Source organism: Daejeonella sp., assembly GCF_036405355.1.
Classification (GTDB): domain Bacteria; phylum Bacteroidota; class Bacteroidia; order Sphingobacteriales; family Sphingobacteriaceae; genus Daejeonella.
Genome location: NZ_DASWXT010000010.1, coordinates 1 through 20404 on the forward strand (window position 1 = coordinate 1; position 20404 = coordinate 20404).

Below are 20404 nucleotides of genomic sequence, written 5' to 3' on the forward strand. Positions count from 1 at the left end.
CAGGAGCTAACTCATTTAATTTTACAAGTGATTGGGAGCCAAGAGGCTGAAATTTTCCGGGATTGAGATCATAACGAATGGTACTGATCCCAAAATCAATCGTATGCTTCGAACTGAGATAATAATTGAAGTCTGTCTTAAAATTCGCCTGCTGAATATCAAAAGCCATTTTATAGGCATTCGTAGCATTAGCAATACTACGATTATTGTATTGATACCTGCTTAATCCTCCTACAAAAATCCCTGTTAACTTATTACTAAAAAGATGCTTCCATTTCAAAGACAAATTCTGATTGCCATAAGCAAAGGTTGTATCACTACCAAGATTGGAATTGTCATCACTCAAATATCCTGATAGATATAAATTGTTCTTATCATTGATCATATGACTAAGTCTCAGGTTTAAATCTGAAAAAGAAGCCTTCGCATCTTTGTATCCTGAGTTATCAGGCAGCATCTTTAAAAGCCAGTTGGAATAGGTTGTTCTTCCGCCAAGTATATAAGAAGTCTTGTCTTTAATAATTGGACCTTCAATATTCAACCTGCCGGTTAATAGTCCTATTCCTGCGGTTCCGGTCAGCTTTTTGGTGTTACCATCCCTGCTGTTTACATCAAGAACAGAAGATAAACGTCCGCCATACCGGGATGGAATACTGCTTTTATACAGTTCCACATCCTTAACTACATCAGGATTAAATGCTGAAAAGAATCCGAAAAAATGAGAAGGATTGTAGATTGTCAAATCATCAAATAGAATCAGATTCTGATCAACCGCCCCTCCCCTGACATTAAATCCATTACTCGCCTCCCCAACAGATTTTACACCCGGAAGAGTCAGCATTACCTTGACAATATCTGCTTCCCCAAAGGCAACAGGCACCTGTTTTATTGAACTTATACTCAGCTTTTCAACCCCCATCTGCACATTCCTGACATTGGCAGATTTCTCCGCAGAAATAACCACCTCTCTCAATGAAAGTACCTGGGTTTGGATTTCAACATCCAGCTTTCCATCTGAATAGATCATTAAATTACGTTTGGTATCCTGAATCCCCAGTGCTTTAATATTGAGAGTATGAGGACCCCGGGGTATAACCAGTGTGTAATATCCAAATTGATTGGTGTAGGTACTAATTCGCGGGTTTTCAACAAAAACTGCGGCTCCAATTTCAGGAACACCTGTCTTGGCATCACGTACATAGCCTACCAATGTGACATTTCCGGGCCTGAGCTGAGCAGTTTTATTTCCTATTTGAATTTGTTTACTTTCAAGAGCAGAAGACAGATTTCCTTGTTCAACAGTGCCGCTAAGTTCTGCGATAAGTTCCGGTTCCTTTTGCATTTGCCAGCTTAAAGAATCCTTTTCGTTCTCAAATATCCCATAGGGAAGACTGGCCAGAATCTCCACACCTTTGCTTAGAAATATATTATTTTGTGGATCAATTGTGTAACTGAAACTGGTATTTCTAAAAGCCGATCTCAAAATAGAAGAAACAGATTCATTCTTTGCACTTAGTGTAACCCTTAAACTATCAAACTCTGCGGGGTTATAGTAAAAATGATAGTTAGCTTTCGATTCGATCTCTTTTACAAAGTCCTGAATACTTACATCTTTAAAGTCAACACTAATTTGTACCGGCTTAACCTGTGCGGCAACATGCCAAACGGTAATCAATAAACAGATAAAAAGAATATTTACCTTCTTCATTTTACTTCTGTTAAAAGATCATGATACCTTACCATTCGCACGATTGCATTCTCAGGATCCTTCTTGAATTTGACATTACTCTTTTTCAAAAATTCCTGAATTTCTTTCTGCTTGCTACCCAGCGCATTTAAAACTGAAGACTGTTTCTTTACAGGTAAATAAACACCCTCCTTTACTAAGTAAAACTCATTCTTCTGTTTCAGAATAGTTAAAGCAATACCAGTACTCACCTCCTTTAAAGTTCCTTTTGATCGTTTCACAAGAACCTGAGTTTTGCCAACATAAATCAAATCATAAAAGCCTTCTGATAGAATACTATTATCTGTTTTATCTCTTCCAAGATGAACAAAATGATGATCATATATTGAAAAATAATCTATCAGTTCGTTATGAAGTTTGATCTCAGAAAACCCATCAACATATTGAACAATTACCTGGTTTTTAACCAAATCATACCACATTGGAATATCTTTATAAAGTATTCCGTCATAATAAACAGATCCTTGTACAGGAAATTGAGTTTCAAAATACTGATGACCGTTGCTTAATTTGTAAGGGAACCCGGTATACTGAACCCCTCTGTAAATTCCTGATTGTTCGGCAAGGGAGTTAAAATATACAGTGGCAGCATTTCGAACAAGTATTTGTTCGTCACTATTTCCAGGTAAATCTTGGGCAATAGCTCTATTTAAAAAAAAAATCTGGAATATTAGCAACAATGTCAAACCAGCACCTCTGATCATACTAAAAAAGGATAATTGCTAAAAGATTTCTCAATTGGAACCATTAGGTAGTTACAGAATTTATTAATCGAATATAACTTTTTTAATTAATTCAAAACCAAAGTTCAGACAAAAAAAAGAAACTATTATTGTTTCAGATTATAACAAAGTCTTTAGAAGGTTCTGCTTTCAAATTTTAACTGCTACCTTACGTTCAATAGTACCTATTGTTATCAGATACTGAGCGATCATATAGGTAGTCATAATAAGGATTCCTGAAAAAGAATAGGGTTCTACAAACTTCCTGAAGGCAAGTGCAGAATCTGAGATCACAAAGAATACCGCTCCCAAACAGATCAATCTGAAACTTAGCAGGTTTACCCTTCTGTAGCGATAACCGGAAAGGATTGCCATGATAGATATCACGAAAATATATGCCAGAACTGGAATTTTAAAGTCGTTCAGATAATCTCTGATCCAGGAATAATAGCTCATGGAAAACACTCCCATCAGGAAGAGCATCAGATGCCCGAAATATTTTGATTCTTGTGGATTGTTCTTAAAATCACGATAAAATGCGGATGAATACACAATATGAGCCATTAAAAATGAGACCAAACCATATAAAAAGAGATAAACATCAGAACCTGCGTACAGAAGCAATACATCCCCAATCAATGAGAAAATAAGTCCGGCAAAAACCAACCTGTTAAAACCTGCTTTCAAATTGCTTTGCTTGTAAAGATAAAAAGCAAGAGACAAACAAATTAATGGTTTAATTAAGATGCTGTAACCCTCAAAAAAAGTCGACTGAACCATCAGATTCAGAATCATTATCAGCAAAAAGATAAGTGAGAAAGTTCTGTGTTGTTTAAACATTTTAATTCCGTTTGATGCGATTGAACCAGGCGAATGAAAGCAATGCCGCGATGGTGTTAATAATAATCAGATTTGAAAAAAAAGTGCTTCCATAGAATGTTAGCGGAGCCAATGTCCAGAATAAAATCCTGACATTTTCAAACCAGCCTGACCAGTTTCTTTGCTCCATTAAAACCCCACAGGAGGTAAGACTTAGAATTGACAGCAGACTACAGGCTATCAGTTGTACAGCACTCAGTTGTGAATTAATAAAAATAAGCAGACTTGAAAGACTAAGGGTGAAAAGAAATGTGATGAGAATATATTTTTTGAATCGCTGATCGTAATCAGGACTATATTTAACATAGTTACTGATCTCAATTTCTTTGGGATACTGCACTCCTCCGAGGTAATCAGGGAACCAGCCCGGTGCTTTGATAAAGATCCTAATCTTATCGGCATAAGTTCGGGCATTCTTTGAACTTGAATATAAATCAGCCCAGTAGTGAAAATTTGCCCAAACCGGATTCCAGCTCGCCAGAGGCTTGGTAATACCATAAACTACCTCCTCTTCTTCATCCTGAAATGTCCCAAACATTCTGTCCCATATTATTAAAGTACCTGCATGGTTCTTATCAATATATTTTGGATTAGAACCATGATGAACCCTGTGATGGGAAGGGGTATTTAAAAACCATTCCAGAGGGCCCATTCTGCCGATTGCCCGGGTATGTATCCAGAACTGGTAAATGGTATTAAATGCACTAACTGTCAGGAACATAATCGGTTCAAAACCGGCAAAGGCCAAGGGAAGGTAAAAAACCCAGGCAAAACCCGACTGGAACCATGATTGCCGGAGGGCCACCGTTAAATTATACTCTTCAGACTGATGATGAACAATATGAGCTGCCCACAGTGCGTTAATCTGATGACTTTTACGGTGAAACCAGTAATAAAAAAAATCCACACCTAAAAAAAGCAATGTCCATGTCAATAGAGTATTGGGAAATGTATAGAATCTCCAATGCTCGTAGATATATAAATAACCAAAAAAAGTAATAGTTTTCAGAAATATCCCTACCAATTGAGATCCGATACCCTGACTCAAATTAGAAAGCGAGTCATTAAGCCGGTAGTAATCAAGCTTTTTATACAGGGCATAGCCAAGCTCAACCGCAATCAGGATAAAAAATACGGGGATAGAAAGGGCTATATAGTCAACTTTCATTATGACAATTTAGTATTTAATCATGAAACAAAAAATTAGATAGAATATTGTTTAATTTAACTGCAGGCTGTCTATATTAGCGGCCCGGTCCGGATACGGATCCAAAAAATAAGATCAAAATAGATGAACCCATACCGCAAAGCGGGATAAAACACTCAGATGAAACGTTATATACTACTTGTCGCAGCTGCGGCTATTACAACTTATAGTTCAGCACAAACCAAACCAGCTGCTGCTCCGTTATTTAAAACACAACTGGATTCAGCGAGTTATGCCTTTGGGGCAAGCATTGCTAATGACCTTAAGCAAAGGGGGGTGAGCAACCTAAATTATACATTGGTTTCTAAAGCAATGAGTGATGTCTTTTCAGGTGGCAATGTTATTTTCAGTCCTGAAAAATCCCAGGAAGTAATCTATGGCCTTCTGAATGCTCTTGAAAAAAAGAAATTTGAAGGATCCATAGCTGAGGCAGATAAATTTTTAAGCGAAAACAAGAAAAAAGCTGGAATTATAACCCTACCGAGCGGATTGCAATACGAAGTCCTTGCTCCCGGCACAGGTGCAAAACCAGTTGCAACTGATGAGGTAACTGTACACTACAAAGGAACCCTTACAAACGGGATGCAATTTGATAGTTCATACGACCGCGGTGAACCAACTTCCTTTACACTGAACCAGGTAATTCCAGGCTGGACAGAAGGACTGCAACAAATGCCAATAGGTTCAAAATATCGTTTCTACATTCCTTATGCACTTGCTTACGGAGAACGCGGTGCAGGCAAAGATATTCCACCATACAGCACTCTGATTTTTGAAGTTGAATTGATTAAAATCGGGAAGTAAGACTATCAATTGACAGTTGACAATTGACAGTTGACAATTGAGACCCGATAACTAACGGGTTGAAAGTTGGCATCCAACACCCGATGGCTATTGGGCTGAAAATGCAAATCAGTATTTCATTGTCTTGATTCCTGGTTCCTGGTTCAGTTGTCTGTTATCTGTTATCAGTTTTCCGGGTGAACGGAAGTACTAAAAGATCTTATTCTATTGCGATCAGATTAATTTTTCATACTCTTTCCATCTCAGTGGAACCCCATCTCACATCTCACATCTCATATCTCATGTCTCACATCTCAATACTTCAAATAGTACTCAAAAAACGAATACGCCACTTCATTAGACTCCGGATTCGGGGTATGCTCGGGTCTGTTTGTCATGGCAACACGATTCTTGTAGCCCAGTAAATTATTTACTGCAACAGAATGATTCAATGGAATCCAGCGACTTGCAGGATCTTCAGAACCTCCCGAGACCAGAAATGGACGCGGGGCCATCAGGGCATGCAATTCCTGAAGATTATACCCCTCTGAAACAAGTTTAGGGTACAAACCTTTTGCGGGATTGTCATTAGTGATTAATCCTCTTTTTCGCCAGGGCTGAGGATGATAACCAAGATACCAGGGTTCCCAGTAATTTATAGATTCACGGGAATCTTCGAAAACTATTCCCGGATCTGACCAGACTGCACAGGCAAATTTCTCATATAAACAAGATGCAAACATTGCCCATTTCCCTCCGTAAGAATGCCCCATAATACCGATCCTTTTTGAATCAACACTCTGAACCTTGGCGAGAACATTCCAGGCATTAGCAGCAGCATAGGCGAGCATTGACAAAGGCTGAACACTTGCATTTTGAATCCCGGGGTAATAAATTGAATAGGTTTTAGAATTGGTACTTTCTGTCGTACCTAATGAAAGTGTCACAAATCCTCTTTTGCAGAGCTGATTGGCAAAATCGCGATCCGGAAGATCAGCTCTTCCCAAACCTGCAGCGGTTTCAGGTTCATAATAAACGGTGATAACTGCCGGTTTTTTCCCTTTACCATCAGGAACCATAAGGTATCCATTTGTCTTCTGTCCAGGTACCCAGCTAAACCTCACCTGATACTGGGTAAAGCCATCCTTTCTGACAGAGTCGAGAAACTCCAGCTTCTGATCCGTTATGAGTGCAGGCCATTTACCCATTAGCTCATTCCAGCGATCAAGAATCTCCACTCTCCTTTTCTTCCATTGGGCAGGATTTTTCACTTCCCTTCCATCATAAAATTTTAGTGGGGAACGATATGGTCCAAATTGATCCTTAAACTGATCAGATATAGCGAAGTACGGCGCAATTTTCTGCCATGCTGATTGTTTACTTACTGTTTGGGCAGCACCATTTTGACAGAGTAATGGAATACAAAACAAAACCAGAGCAATTCGGATGGATAAAGTCTTCATTATCTATTTGAGATATTTTTCAAACCAGTCTAGCATTTCAATCTTCATATCATCTGTAAATACATGCCCTGTATTTGGATAAATGATACTCTTAAACTTGTCTTTCTCCTTATAAAGAGAATAAACGGTATCTAATTTTTTCTCAAGAGTTTTCATCCCGCTTAAGGGTGAACCGGCATCACTGTCACCTGTAAGAGCCAGAAATGGTCTCGGAGCTATAAGCCCCATTACCGCTTCAGTATCAAAGTGTTGTAGCATACCCGGGACAAAATAATAGATCCCATGCGCTTTAAGTTCTCTTTGTTCTATAAGTTCTTTGTAGCGGGTAAAGCAAGCTATCCCAACCACAACCTTTACTCTTTCATCAAGCGCAGCCAGCCACCAGGCTCGGGTACTTCCCATACTCATCCCTTCTACACCTATCTTATCTGAATCTATCTCCGGGCGGGTGCTCAGATAATCAAGAGCAATTTGTTCATCACGGATTTGCATTCCCCATAATGATCGGCCAAACCATAAATTGATTTTAAAAGTTGAGGTTTCCTGGTCAGCTCCTTTTGATTGAGTCTCAGGTGCTCCGGCCGGACCTGTACCCCGGCGTTCCCCATTAAAATAGCTGTCGATAGCCATTACTGCATAGCCTTTCGAAATCAGCAGGGCCAATACATCCTGTGCGGTACCAGAATTCGATCCGAAAACATTGTCTTTACTGCTTCCATGTCCATGCATTCCCAAAACAACCGGCACTTTACCTTTTACATTCGTTGGGATAGCCAGATAGCCAGGGATCAAACCATCCACTTCGTTATCAATCAGAAATTTTTCGAGTACATAACCGTTCATCTGCTTTCTGAAAACAGTTTTTACGTTCAGATTCTTTGGACGTGCAGGAATATCACCCAATAATCGCTGAAGGGTAACAGCCACCTTAACCCTGTCATTTTTCCATGCCGGCAATCCCGAGGGAAACTGAAAATCAGGATAATTCCATTTTTGATAATATTCAGGAACTCCTTCCCATGGGCTTTGCTCTTTCCAGAGCGCTTCCTGTGCAGAAACTGGTTTGTATATCCCGAATAAAATCAGGAATAATAGTGATAAAAAAGGAAGCTTTGATTTCATTTGATAGACAATTTAGTTTAATAATATCTTGGCAATAATTATAAATAAAATTAAATCCCTATGCTTTGGTAGCCTCCGCAATAAGCTTTGCAGAAAGATCCTTTCCGAGGAATTTATCAATCAGTTTATGTACTCCATAAAGTAAAGGGGTCATCAGGATTGCAACTATAAATTTATAAGTGTAATTAACCAATCCGATCGCTGCAACCATTTGCCAGCTCCAGTTATATTGAGGATTAAGATAAAAGGCTATGAAGATAACTACAAAGCTATCGATCATTTGAGATACCAAAGTAGAACCGGTAGCTCTTAACCACAGGAACCGCTCGCCGGTAAGCTTTTTAATACGATGAAAAAGAATTACATCCGCCATTTGTCCGATCAGAAATGCGATAATAGACCCGGCAATGATCCACATCCCCTGTCCGAAAATCCCATTGAAAGCTGCATTCATATTAACATCTACCCCATCAACTTTTTGATTGACCCAAAAATCTGACGGAACCAGATCCATCGCAAAACCCACCACTAAAAAAGCATAGCTTATCAGAATTGCAGCCAGTATTGACAAAAAACGAACCTGCCTGACCCCAAAATACTCATTGATGATATCCGTCATAATAAATATGAGCGGCCATGTTACTACTCCCGCCGACATATTAAAAGACAGATCAGGAACACCAAACATATTGATATTGAACTTCTCCATTCCCAGAGAACCCTCAACAGTAAATATTTTTACTCCTATAAACTCAGCGAGAATAGCGTTTGCAACGAGAAATGTGCCCAAAATGAGCAGGAGTCGACTTTCTTTACTTTTATAGGTCATTTATGGCTTTCAATTTGAAATTAAAATAATAATTAAATCCTGGGAATTATAAAACATTCTAAATCAGGAAAATTAAAAATATCTAATTTAGACTTTAATATGCACTTAAAATCTAAATTGCCTGAAGTTGGTACCACTATTTTCACAGTAATGTCTCAGTTGGCTTCAGAGTACAAAGCCATCAATTTATCACAGGGATTTCCGGATTATGAATGTTCTCCGCAACTGGTTGAGCTGGTAAATCATTATATGAAGACGGGCTATAATCAATATGCTCCAATGGCCGGCATCTACTCATTGAGAGAACGAATAGCTGAAAAACAGGAGAAACTGCATCAGGCAAAATACAATCCGGATACCGAAATAACGATCACTGCGGGTGGTACTCAGGCGATTTTCACTTCAATAGCCTGCGTAATTCAACCTGGAGATGAAGTTATTGTTTTTGAGCCTGCCTATGATTCCTACATACCTTCTGTAACCTTATTTGGTGGAATTGTAAGATCTGTGGAACTAATAGCGCCTGATTATACAATCAACTGGAAGGAAGTCAGGCAAATGATCAACGAAAATACAAGGATGATAATCATCAATACACCCAATAATCCGACCGCAAAAACACTGGTTGAAGAGGATATGGCAGAACTGATCAGTATCACAAGAGACAGTAATATTCTGATCATTAGTGATGAAGTATATGAGCATTTGGTTTATGATTGCAGGAAGCACTTAAGTGTTTCGCACTACCCCGAACTAATGGAAAGAAGTTTTATAACAGCCTCATTTGGAAAACTGTTACATACTACCGGATGGAAAGTGGGTTATTGTCTGGCGCCGGAGTGGTTGATGAAAGAATTCCGTAAAGTTCATCAGTTTGAAGTCTTCAGTGTCAACTCAGCAGTACAATATGCCATCTCCGATCATTTGTTAGATGAACGTAATTATTTGGAAATCAGTGATTTTTTTCAGAACAAGAAAGATTTTTTTTATAACTTGTTAAAAGAGACACGGTTTGATCCGCTTCCATGTTATGGTTCATATTTTCAATCGGTGCAATATAGCAGGATAAGCGATGAAAGAGATACTGATTTGGCGAAAAGGATAATAAGGGAATTTGGTGTAGCCTCCATACCGGTTTCAGCATTCTATCAAAAAGGTACTGATCATAAGGTTTTACGCTTTTGCTTTGCCAAAAAGCACGAAACACTCGAAAAGGCCGTTATTAAGCTAGCTCGAATATAACAGCAACCTTAATTGAAACATTAACGTATGAATATCACTGAATGAATACGCTAAAAATCACAACCTTCCAGGCTTACCTTTTCTGGGAGAACATTGAAAAAAATCTTCAAAACCTCGGCTTGAGACTTTCCTCAATACGTGAAAAAACCGACCTCATTGTGCTCCCTGAAATGTTCAACACGGGCTTTTCAATGAATCCTGAGCAACTTGCCGAAGATATGGATGGCAAAACAATGAAGTGGATGCATCAACAGGCAAAAAAGTTTGACTGCGTACTAACCGGCAGCATCATTATTAAGGATGATAAAAAATACTTTAACCGCTTGATCTGGATGCGTCCTGATGGCACTTATGAATATTATGACAAAAGACACCTGTTTGGTTTAGGCGAAGAAGACAAGCACTACTCTTCCGGAAATAAAAAACTCTTAGTTGAATTACATGGATGGAAGATTTGTCCGATGATCTGTTATGATCTCCGCTTCCCTGTATGGCTTCGAAATATAGACGAAGAATATGATATGCTTTTGATTGTAGCTAACTGGCCTGAACGTCGTTCTCTGCACTGGCGTACACTTATTCCGGCAAGAGCCATAGAGAATCAGGCTTTTGTTGTAGCTGTAAACCGGGTAGGACATGATGGCAATGAAATTTACCATTCCGGCGACTCAATGTGCATTGACCCTAATGGTAAAGTGATTTATTACAAACCTAATGATGAGGACCTTTACACCTTTTCAATAAACAAAGAAGATCTCACAGCCGCAAGGGAATCATTCCCATTCCTGAAAGATGCCGACAGGTTCAAATTAGATAAAAAATAAGCAATCCTGAATTTTCAAACAAAAAGATCCCTGCTAATTTCTGACAATGGAAATAAAACATCGTGAGAATGCTCATAAAGGCTCGTTTTACGTTGAAGAAAACAATACAGTGCTCGCAGAGCTAAGTTATAGCTTTGCAGGGGCAGATATACTGATTCTGGATCAAACCAATGTTTCGGCTAAATTAAAAGGAAAGAAAATTGGAAACAGCCTGGTTGAAGCCGCTGTAAATTACTCGAAAACAAAAAACATTAAAATTGTACCACTTTGTCCCTTTGCAAAAGATTTGATTGAGAATACTCCTGAATTTCGGGAAGTACTTATCAAAAAAGATCTTCAATAAGCTTTTTATTCATTATTTTTCATCCATAAGACGCTTCCTGCATTCTTCAAGTCTGGCCTTTTCAGATTCTGAAAGTTCAGGTAGTTTCATATTCATTTCCTTAAAAGTGTCTACGATGATCCTGCTGACTGCAATTCTGGTAAACCATTTTTTGTCAGCCGGAATAACGTACCATGGTGCATGATTTTCAGTTGTAGCTTTAATAGCATCTTCATAAGCACTCATATACTGATCCCACTTTTCACGCTCATCAATGTCGGCTGATGAAAATTTCCAGTTTTTTAAGGGTTCATCAATCCTTTCAAGAAACCGTTTTTTTTGTTCCTCTTTTGAAACATTCAAAAAAAACTTTAAAATAACTGTTCCATTCCTGCTAATATGTTTTTCGAAGTTCCTGATACTTTCATACCGGTCTCTCCAGAATACAGCATTAATATCTTTGACACTTTCAATTCCTGCAATACCCTCATTCAGAACATATTCCGGATGAACCTTACAAACCAGCACATTCTCATAATGAGACCGATTATGTATTCCGATTCTGCCCCTTTCAGGTAAAGCCTTGTTGTGGCGCCAGATAAAATCATGATCAAGTTCCTCGGCGCTAGGCTGTTTAAAACTATAAACCTGACAACCTTGTGGATTTAAGCCACTCATGGTATGTTCAATTGCACTATCCTTTCCTGCGGCATCCATCGCCTGAAAAATGATGAGCAAAGAATTTTTATTCAGAGCATACATTTCCTCCTGCAATGCATCCATCTCTTCCCTGAGTTCATTTAATAAATGAATTGCCTTCTCTTTTTTATAATCTCCGGAAAATCCGGGATTATGGTCCTTCAGGCTAAAAGGCATGCCTTTTGCAATTTTGAATTGTTTAATTATATCATCCATATAAAAATCTCTTTAAGCAATTTAAAACATTTTTTATCCCTTTAACGTTATTTTGGCAGTATTTCGAAATTCTAAGAAATTTACCTCATATTAATGATGATTTCCTCATATTTACCATATGTTCAGAAGAATTAAAAACAGGCCTCTTCGGTATTTTGCAATAGCTATTTACTTTGTAATCCTATTTTTTTGCGCCCTGGAGCTTAATTTTTTGTGGCTTTTTGGCTATTCACCTTCGATAAAAGATATTAAAAATCCCAGTATTAATATTGTTTCAGAACTATATACTGCCGATGGTAAACTGATTGGCAAATATTACGTTGAAAATCGTACACCAGTTGAATACGACAGTATTTCTCCAGCAGTGATCGATGCTTTGGTCGCCACAGAAGATGTACGGTTTTATCAGCATAGTGGTATTGACGTTCGGTCTTTGATCTCAAGTTTGATATCTACTGCCACCGGCGACAGACGGGGAGCCAGTACAATTACCCAGCAGCTTGCAAAGAATCTTTACAGTACCCGGAACAGAAAATCTCAGGGACTAATAAAATATATTCCGCTGGTAAGAACAGTAATTTTTAAGTTAAAGGAATGGCTAACTGCCTACAAACTTGAAAACTATTATACAAAAAATGAGATCCTTACACTCTACCTCAATACGGTGCCTTTTGGGAATAATACATTTGGAATAAAGACGGCATCCAAACGTTACTTCAATAAAGGGGTAAACAGACTTCAGGTTGAAGAAGCCGCACTTCTTGTTGGGATGCTGAAAGCAACTACAACCTATAATCCAATCCGAAATCCTGAAAAGGCACTGGAAAGAAGGAATACAGTGCTGAGTCAGATGGAGAAATACGAATATTTGAATACATCCGAATTTAAAAAGTACAGTCAGCGGCCTCTTAAACTAAACCCGGGAAGTTTGGATGAAGGTAGCGATGGTGGATCCTATTTAAGATCAGCAGTATCCAGATACCTTGAAAAATGGTGTGAGGATAATGGCTATGATCTGTATGGTGATGGTCTGAAAATATATACCACTATCGACTCCAGACTGCAGCGATATGCTGAAGAAGCTGTGAACAGTCATATGAAGTTATTGCAAAGAAGATTCGAGAATGTCTGGGGAAATGAAAACCCATGGCGCACATCGGACGGTAAAGAAATTCTTGATTTTCCAGAAAAAGCGGCACAAAGACTCCCCTATTATGAATTCCTCAAGAAAAGATTTAACAACAATCCTGATTCAATCAATTACTATTTGAACAGGACTAAAAAAATGAAGGTATTTAACTGGGACGGAGAAAAAGAAGTACAATTCTCAACTATAGACTCCATTAAATATTATGCTAAAATCCTGAATACAGGAATGATGACCCTTGATCCTTTCAACGGACATATTAAAGTGTGGGTTGGAGGGATTAATAATAAATATTTCAAATATGACCATGTAAATCAGGCCAAAAGGCAGGCTGGATCAACATTCAAACCCTTTGCATATCTGGCCGCTCTCGAAGCCGGGATGAATCCCTGCGATAAATTTACAGATAAGGCGGTAAGAATTCCCTATTCTATCAGAAAAGGGGAAACAGAATACTGGGAACCCAAGAATGCAAATTATAGTTTCTCTGGCAGAGAGATGTCCTTGCGCTGGGCTATGGGTAAGTCTGTCAATTCAATTACAGCTCAAATCACCGAAAAAGTTGGTGCTCAGAACGTAGTAAAATTTGCAAAAGCATGTGGAATTGAAAGTGATCTGAAGGCTGTTCCTTCAGTTAGTCTGGGTCCAAATGATGTCAGTGTTTTTGAAATGGTAAAAGCCTATGGCACTTTTCTGAATAAAGGGGTAAGAACGGAACCAATACTGGTAGAAAAAATCACAGATTCAGAAGGAAACCTTATAGAAGAGTTTAGAGCTGAGCAAAAAAGAACCCTGACCGAAGAAATAGCATGGTTGATGATTTATATGCTAAGAGGAGGAATGGAAGAGCCTGAAGGAACCTCACAGGCACTTTGGGAATGGGATCTCTGGAAAAACAATAACCAAATAGGTGGTAAAACCGGTACATCCTCTGATTATGTTGATGGCTGGTACATGGGTGTTACTAAAGATCTGGTAACCGGAGTATGGGTTGGCTGTGATGAGCGAAGTGTTCATTTTAAAACATCCCAAACAGGTGAGGGATCAAGAACAGCCCTGCCAATCTTCGGAAAATTCATGGAAAAGGTTTATAAAGATGCTTCATTGGGTATAAAACCGGGGCCATTCCCTAAACCTGGAGTAGAAATTACCAGGGAGTACCAATGTGAAACCGTTTATAGCCGGCCGGATACAAGCACAATAGACTCAGTATTGATTGATTCATTATATATTCCGTCCGAATCTCCGGACACAGCAGAAACCCCAAATATAACCATCCGGAGCACCACAAGTCCTAAAGTTCAGGAGAACAGAGGGAATCAATCGCAGGAAAACAAGCTGCCTGCAAGTCCGAAAACAGAAACCCCGATTGAGACGCAAAAAACCCGAAAAGAGATCAGAGAAGAACGCAGACAGAATAAAGCAAAACAAAATAATTGAATTCTGATTTTCTGATCTGATATTTTGAAACTCTGGAAATCAAAATCATTAATTTTACGTAATTTAGAAAAAGTCAATTTCATTATATTGTATGAGAGAGCGTAGTATTTGCCGAAAAATGCCATCATTCTGGTTAATCATAATCTTATTTACAGCCATTTTTTTTAGTGCAGCCACTGATGTAAGTGCACAATATTTTGGCCAGAATAAGGTCAGATATAAAAATCTGAAGTTTAAAGTTTATGAAACCCCTCACTTTGACCTGTATTACTATCTAAAAAATGATAGTCTGGTTCAGCGGTTTGCTAAGGAAGCAGAGGTTTGGTATGAATTACATCAGCAGGTTTTCAGGGATACCTTTTTAAAGAAAAATCCATTTATTCTTTATTCAAATCATCCCGACTTTCAACAAACCACGGCCTTAATGGGTGAAATTAGTGTTGGAACTGGTGGTGTTACCGAAGGAATGAAAAATAGGGTAATTATGCCTATTTCCCAATTAAATCACCAGACAAGACACGTTTTAGGTCACGAACTTGTGCACGCTTTTCAATATCATTCACTGATAGAGGGTGACTCAACCAACCTGGAGAACATTGGTAATTTGCCTTTATGGATGGTAGAGGGTATGGCCGAATACCTTTCAGTTGGTAAGCAGGATGCGTATACCTCCATGTGGATGCGGGATGCATACCTGAACAAGGATATCCCATCTTTAAGAGATCTGACTACCTCTAATAAATACTTCCCTTATCGTTACGGACAGGCATTCTGGTCGTACATTGGCTCAACATATGGTGATACAGTCATTGTCCCATTCTTCAAAGAAACTGCGAAGTATGGCTATGAAATGGGCATACGCAGAACTTTTGGATATGACGAAAGAACATTATCCAGTCTCTGGAAAACAAGTGTAGAGAATACCTACAGACCATATCTTAAGGACACTGCCCAAACACCAATAGGGAAAAAGATAATTGATGATAAGAATGGTGGTGCAACGTATAATCTCGCTCCTGCAATATCTCCAGATGGGAATTACGTTGCTTTCCTTTCAGAACGTGACCTGCTAAGTATCGATCTCTTTCTCGCTGATGCCAAAACCGGAAAAATCCTAAAAAAGCTGTCTAGTAAAGCAAAAAGCGGGCATATTGATGAATATAATTTTATAGAATCGGCAGGCGCATGGTCGCCAGATAGTAAAAAGTTTGCATTCAGTGCATTTAGTGCTGGTGTAACCAAACTTCTGGTAGTGGATGTTTCAAGTGGCCGTGTTATTTCAACAGAAGGAATGGGAAGTGTTGAAGAATTCAGCAATATTACCTGGTCACCAAATGGAAAAGATGTTGCTTTCTCAGGCTTGAAAGAAGGGCAGAATGACCTCTATCAGTTTAATCTGAACACGAAAGTTTTAACTCAATTAACAAACGATAAGTATTCAGAATATCATCCAAGCTATTCAAGAGATGGACGTTCACTTGTATTCAGTTCAGATCGTACAACATATGATCAATCTGCCGTAGGGGTTGATATTACGATGAACATGGCTGTTATTGATATTGCAACTAAATCCATTACTAATCTCCATGTTTTTGATGGAGCCAACAACCTGAATCCTCAATTTTCAAGTGATAATAAGAGTATCTTATTTTTATCCAACAGAGATGGTTTCAGAAATCTGTACCGCTACTCTCTTGAAGAAAAAACCGTAGAGCAGTTAACAGATTATTTTACAGGTATCAGTGGAATTACTGAATACTCCCCTGCCCTGAGTGTTTCCAATAATGATGATATTCTATATTCTTATTACCGAGCTCAGAAATACACTATTTATAACGCAAAAATCGCCGATTTTAAATCAAAGAAAGTTGGTATTCAGGAACTAAATTTTGATGCAGCAGCTTTACCACCGGCAAAATCTGTAGGTGTAAATATTATTAATGCTAACCTTAATAATTTTGAGCGCTTTGAAAGGATACCGAAAGATTCAATAAGAACCATAGCCTACAAGCCAAAATTCAAACTCGACTATCTCTCAAGTAATGGAGTCGGAGCTTCTGTGGGTAGATTTGGAACCGGACTTGCAAGTGGTATCCAGGGTGTATTTAGTGATATACTAGGCAGAAATCAGATCTTTGCAACAGCCGCAGTAAATGGCGAAATTTATGATTTTGGAGGACAGGTAGCCTATGTTAATCAGCAAAGCCGTATCAACTGGGGTGTTGTGGGTTCGCATATTCCTTATGTTTCAGGTCAGGTATCCGCTGCAGTAGAAAACATTCCGGGTGTAGGGCAAACCTATATTGAAAATTATGATATCATACGCACCTTCGAAGATCAGTTTTCTGTATTTGCATCTTATCCGTTTTCAAGAAACCACCGTTTTGAAGCAGGAAGCGGAATTTCAAGGTATAGCTACCGTATAGACAGGTATAGTAATTATTACGATTATAACAGCGGTTATCCGATCGGTAATGACAGAAAAAAACTGTCAAGAGATGATGCAGCAGCATTTTATGGTGTCTTTTTTGACCCTTTTACCACTGTACAGTTAAATGCAGCCTTCGTAGGTGATAACTCCTTCTCCGGAATGACCGGCCCTCTGGATGGATTCCGCTATAGATTGGGGATTGAAAATTACCAGGGCGACTATAAACTGAATGCAATAACTGCAGATGCAAGAAGATACGTCAGGTTAAAACCAATTACAGTCGCAGGTAGAATTTATACCTATACCCGTATGGGCAGGGATGAAAACAGGCTTTATCAAATGTATGCAGGTTATGGTTATCTGATCCGGGGTTATGACGCAAATTCCTTTTACAGGAATGGCACAACAAGTACCGGAGCAGGAGAATTCGACATCAATCAATTAGTTGGTTCACGTATTGCTGTTGCCAATTTCGAATTGCGGTTACCATTTACAGGACCAAAGAAACTGGCAGCTATAGAATCGAAATTTCTTTTTTCAGATCTGAACCTGTTCTTTGATATGGGAATTGCATATGATAATGACTCAAAAGTGGCTTTCCGCTCCTCCCCACGGACTATTAATGGATATTTGGAGCGGATTCCGGCGACTAGTGCGGGTGTATCCCTTAGGGTAAATGTATTTGGATACTTCATATTAGAGCCTTATTATGCGATACCTTTCCAAAGGAAAGATGTCAAAACAGGAATATTCGGGCTAACATTTGCACCCGGATGGTAAATATTTAAAAGCGGCCTCAGGAGCCGCTTTTTTTATTTATAGGAAAACTATTCGAGAAAGAAACTCGTAATTAATTACAAGCTTGAGATGAATTCAGCTTATGAAATTCAAAAAAAAAAAAATAAACAATGAAATCACTATTAAGTATTGCAGTATTAGTATTATTTGTGACAGTATCTGGCTGTGGACAAACAAATTCCAAAAGCAAATCCAATAGTGCTAAAGCCCTAACATTCCCGATACAGAAATCTGAAGCTGAATGGAGGAAAGTACTAAGCCCAATTGCCTTCGAAGTAATGGTCAAACGCGGAACGGAGCCTCCATTTAGAAATGCTTATAATGACAATCACCAGAAAGGCATTTATGTCAGCGCTGCAACCGGCGAGCCCTTATTCAGTTCTGAAGATAAATTCGAATCAGGAAGTGGCTGGCCGAGCTTCACAAAAGCTATTAAAGCAGGCGTAATAACTGTTGTTACAGATAACAGCCATGGAATGGTTCGTGATGAAGTAATCGAAACCAAAACCGGCCTTCACCTGGGTCATGTGTTTGATGATGGACCAAAAGACAGGGGCGGAAAGCGCTATTGCATGAATTCAGCAGCACTAAAATTCATTAAAAAGTAATCAGGAAAGATTTCTGACAGCAGTATTCATTGTTTGAATACCTGAAACCAGAATCTGTTCAAAATCCAACCCAATGGTCAGGTCTATCCAATCCGGATTAACAGACCTGATCATTCTGTCCTTCTGAATACGTGTAAATTTACTTATGAGTTTGAAACGCTCCATTGCAAGAGTTTCAGAATTTAATTCCTCAAAATAAACCAGCCTAGTTAATTGCTGTCCGGCATCAAAAAATAAATTTGGCATCTGCCTGTAAAAACTCATGGTTTTCATCAAGTCAGAACTCATCCCAACGTGGATACAACTGCGGTTACGGTCTGTAACTAAATAAACAAATTTTCTGGTTTTCATGGCTGGTTTAATTAGGATCGGCATATATTAAAATTTAAATTTTTAGTTCTGAAAATATTTACTAATTTTATGAGCATAAATTTACTAACAATTTTAGTATTTCCAAATTTATTTTAAAATGTCAAACATTTCTTCAAATCTGAAGTACCTCCGCAAGAAAAAAGGGCTTACACAACAGCAATTTGCTGACACTCTGGAAATCAAACGCTCCCTTGTAGGAGCGTATGAAGAGGATCGGGCCGAACCTAAATATGAATTACTAAAAAAATTCGCGGAATTTTATGAACTTTCAATGGATGAACTCATCAATGATCGTATTGATGACCGTTGGAAACCTAAACCTAAAGGAGATCCCGCAAATATCAGAGTATTAAGTATTTCTGTAGACAGCCAGGACAGAGAGAATATCGAACTGGTTCCTGTAAAGGCGAGTGCGGGCTATTTAAATGGGTATGGAGATCCCGAATATATTAGTGAATTACCAAAATTCCATTTGCCAATGTTTCGTCAGGGAACTTACCGTGCATTTGAAATCAAGGGTGATTCGATGCTTCCCCTTCAATCAGGAACAATTGTGGTTGGAGAATATCTAAGCAACTGGAACGATGTAAAACCGGGCGATACTTATGTTGTAATAAGCAAAAATGACGGAATAGTATATAAAAGAATAGGTAACAGGGTAAAAGAGAATAAGACACTAAAGCTTATTTCTGATAATCCTGTGTATGAACCCTATTCCATTCAGGCGGATGAATTACTTGAAATATGGAAAGCGAAAGCCTTTATCAGTACTCATTTTCCTGAGCCTGCCCCTGAACCAACGCTTGAAACCCTGACTAACATGGTCTCTCAAATGCAGAAATCCATCTCAAACCTTGATAAAAACCGGAATTAACATATTTTAACATATTCATTTTAAACTATCTGTCAATAATATCATCTATCTGATTAAATAAACACATATTGATATGAATCCATCATGATTTTGCCATAACCCGCAGGGGAAATGATTATCAAATCATGATAGCTTCATCTCCATTAAAAAAACAATAAAAAGAAGATGAAAAAGTTATTGATTATTACAGCCCTATTTATCGGAGTTATAAGTACCGGCTTTGCGCAGGATAGCACACAAAGAAAAAGGCCTGCAGGACCAGGTCCACACGGACAACGCTTTGCTAAGGAAATGAAAACTCCCGAAGAGCGTGCAAAAATGAGTGCTGATGCTTTGGAAAAAAGACTGAATCTTAGTCAGGAGCAAAAGGAGAAAGTTTATGCTCTGCATCTCGAACGTGCTCAGAAAATGGAAAAACTTCATAAATCTGAAATGGATCAGAGAAAATCTCAGATGGAAAAGCGCAGGGAGATCATGATGGAGTCTGAAAAGAAAATGAATAAGATTCTGAACGAGGAGCAACAAAAAGCGATGGAAGAAATGAAGCAAAAAGCTAAGGAAAGAATGAAACAAAGGTCAGAACACAGACCTGGCATGAGAAAGGGTTAATAATTCCTTGATTCGTTTCTAATAAAAGCGGCCCAGTTCAGGCCGCTTTTATTATTTTTAACAAAAAAAA

The 20404-nt window shown here is 38.5% G+C and carries 18 protein-coding genes; 9 read left to right on the plus strand and 9 right to left on the minus strand.

Annotated features, from left to right (window positions below):
* The 4 genes from VGE44_RS01225 to VGE44_RS01240 form a co-directional block, all read right to left on the minus strand.
* Window positions 1-1708 (minus strand): carboxypeptidase-like regulatory domain-containing protein (locus VGE44_RS01225; protein ID WP_331075947.1); only part of this gene is annotated, 1708 nt, incomplete at its 3' end.
* Window positions 1705-2451: a hypothetical protein gene (locus VGE44_RS01230; RefSeq protein ID WP_331075948.1), complete on the minus strand. Its 747-nt coding sequence runs from the start codon at window positions 2449-2451 to the stop codon at window positions 1705-1707. The genes VGE44_RS01230 and VGE44_RS01225, both read right to left, overlap by 4 nt.
* A gap of 168 nt (window positions 2452-2619) precedes the next feature.
* A complete protein-coding gene (locus tag VGE44_RS01235) occupies window positions 2620-3309 on the minus strand; it encodes a lysoplasmalogenase (protein WP_331075949.1) in 690 nt (229 codons plus the stop codon).
* A 1-nt stretch (window position 3310) separates the two neighbouring features.
* Window positions 3311-4516 carry a sterol desaturase family protein gene (locus tag VGE44_RS01240; RefSeq protein ID WP_331075950.1) on the minus strand — a complete coding sequence of 402 codons (1206 nt, stop codon included), beginning with the start codon at window positions 4514-4516 and terminating at the stop codon, window positions 3311-3313.
* A 159-nt stretch (window positions 4517-4675) separates the two neighbouring features.
* Between VGE44_RS01240 and VGE44_RS01245 the strand changes: the two genes are divergently transcribed.
* Window positions 4676-5359: an FKBP-type peptidyl-prolyl cis-trans isomerase gene (locus VGE44_RS01245; RefSeq protein WP_331075951.1), complete on the plus strand. Its 684-nt coding sequence runs from the start codon at window positions 4676-4678 to the stop codon at window positions 5357-5359.
* Window positions 5360-5652: 293 nt separating this feature from the next.
* On the opposite strand, the gene VGE44_RS01250 is transcribed toward VGE44_RS01245, so the two are convergent.
* Genes VGE44_RS01250 through VGE44_RS01260 form a run of 3 tightly spaced genes read right to left on the minus strand, consistent with a single transcriptional unit; the run spans window position 5653 to window position 8752 of the window.
* Window positions 5653-6801 (minus strand): alpha/beta hydrolase family protein, encoded by a 1149-nt coding sequence (locus VGE44_RS01250; protein WP_331075952.1) that lies wholly within the window; start codon window positions 6799-6801, stop codon window positions 5653-5655.
* 3 nt (window positions 6802-6804) lie between these two features.
* Window positions 6805-7923: a dienelactone hydrolase family protein gene (locus VGE44_RS01255; RefSeq protein WP_331075953.1), complete on the minus strand. Its 1119-nt coding sequence runs from the start codon at window positions 7921-7923 to the stop codon at window positions 6805-6807.
* Window positions 7924-7981: 58 nt separating this feature from the next.
* Window positions 7982-8752, minus strand: a complete 771-nt coding sequence (locus VGE44_RS01260; protein ID WP_331075954.1) for a queuosine precursor transporter — start codon at window positions 8750-8752, stop codon at window positions 7982-7984.
* Window positions 8753-8851: 99 nt separating this feature from the next.
* On the opposite strand from VGE44_RS01260, the gene VGE44_RS01265 reads away from it, so the two are divergent.
* Genes VGE44_RS01265 through VGE44_RS01275 form a run of 3 tightly spaced genes read left to right on the plus strand, consistent with a single transcriptional unit; the run spans window position 8852 to window position 11161 of the window.
* Entirely contained in the window at window positions 8852-9994 is a 1143-nt protein-coding gene (locus tag VGE44_RS01265; RefSeq protein ID WP_331075955.1) for a methionine aminotransferase, read from the plus strand.
* A 41-nt stretch (window positions 9995-10035) separates the two neighbouring features.
* On the plus strand, window positions 10036-10818 hold the full coding sequence (locus VGE44_RS01270) for an amidohydrolase (RefSeq protein ID WP_331075956.1): 783 nt from the start codon (window positions 10036-10038) through the stop codon (window positions 10816-10818).
* 46 nt (window positions 10819-10864) lie between these two features.
* Complete coding sequence (locus VGE44_RS01275) at window positions 10865-11161, plus strand: GNAT family N-acetyltransferase (protein WP_331075957.1); 297 nt, start codon at window positions 10865-10867, stop codon at window positions 11159-11161.
* 12 nt (window positions 11162-11173) lie between these two features.
* Here the strand turns inward: VGE44_RS01275 and VGE44_RS01280 are convergent, their stop codons facing one another.
* Window positions 11174-12055 carry a polyphosphate kinase 2 family protein gene (locus VGE44_RS01280; protein WP_331075958.1) on the minus strand — a complete coding sequence of 294 codons (882 nt, stop codon included), beginning with the start codon at window positions 12053-12055 and terminating at the stop codon, window positions 11174-11176.
* 118 nt (window positions 12056-12173) lie between these two features.
* On the opposite strand from VGE44_RS01280, the gene VGE44_RS01285 reads away from it, so the two are divergent.
* From VGE44_RS01285 to msrB, 3 genes are all read left to right on the plus strand, one after another.
* Window positions 12174-14642 (plus strand): transglycosylase domain-containing protein, encoded by a 2469-nt coding sequence (locus tag VGE44_RS01285; RefSeq protein WP_331075959.1) that lies wholly within the window; start codon window positions 12174-12176, stop codon window positions 14640-14642.
* A gap of 91 nt (window positions 14643-14733) precedes the next feature.
* Entirely contained in the window at window positions 14734-17853 is a 3120-nt protein-coding gene (locus tag VGE44_RS01290) for a basic secretory protein-like protein (RefSeq protein WP_331075960.1), read from the plus strand.
* Between the two features lie 128 nt (window positions 17854-17981).
* Window positions 17982-18479: a peptide-methionine (R)-S-oxide reductase MsrB gene (gene msrB / locus VGE44_RS01295; protein ID WP_331075961.1), complete on the plus strand. Its 498-nt coding sequence runs from the start codon at window positions 17982-17984 to the stop codon at window positions 18477-18479.
* On the opposite strand, the gene VGE44_RS01300 is transcribed toward msrB, so the two are convergent.
* Window positions 18480-18830: a GIY-YIG nuclease family protein gene (locus VGE44_RS01300; RefSeq protein WP_331075962.1), complete on the minus strand. Its 351-nt coding sequence runs from the start codon at window positions 18828-18830 to the stop codon at window positions 18480-18482.
* A gap of 118 nt (window positions 18831-18948) precedes the next feature.
* On the opposite strand from VGE44_RS01300, the gene VGE44_RS01305 reads away from it, so the two are divergent.
* Entirely contained in the window at window positions 18949-19725 is a 777-nt protein-coding gene (locus tag VGE44_RS01305; RefSeq protein WP_324487841.1) for an XRE family transcriptional regulator, read from the plus strand.
* A gap of 165 nt (window positions 19726-19890) precedes the next feature.
* On the plus strand, window positions 19891-20334 hold the full coding sequence (locus VGE44_RS01310; RefSeq protein ID WP_331075963.1) for a hypothetical protein: 444 nt from the start codon (window positions 19891-19893) through the stop codon (window positions 20332-20334).
* Window positions 20335-20404 lie beyond the last annotated feature (70 nt).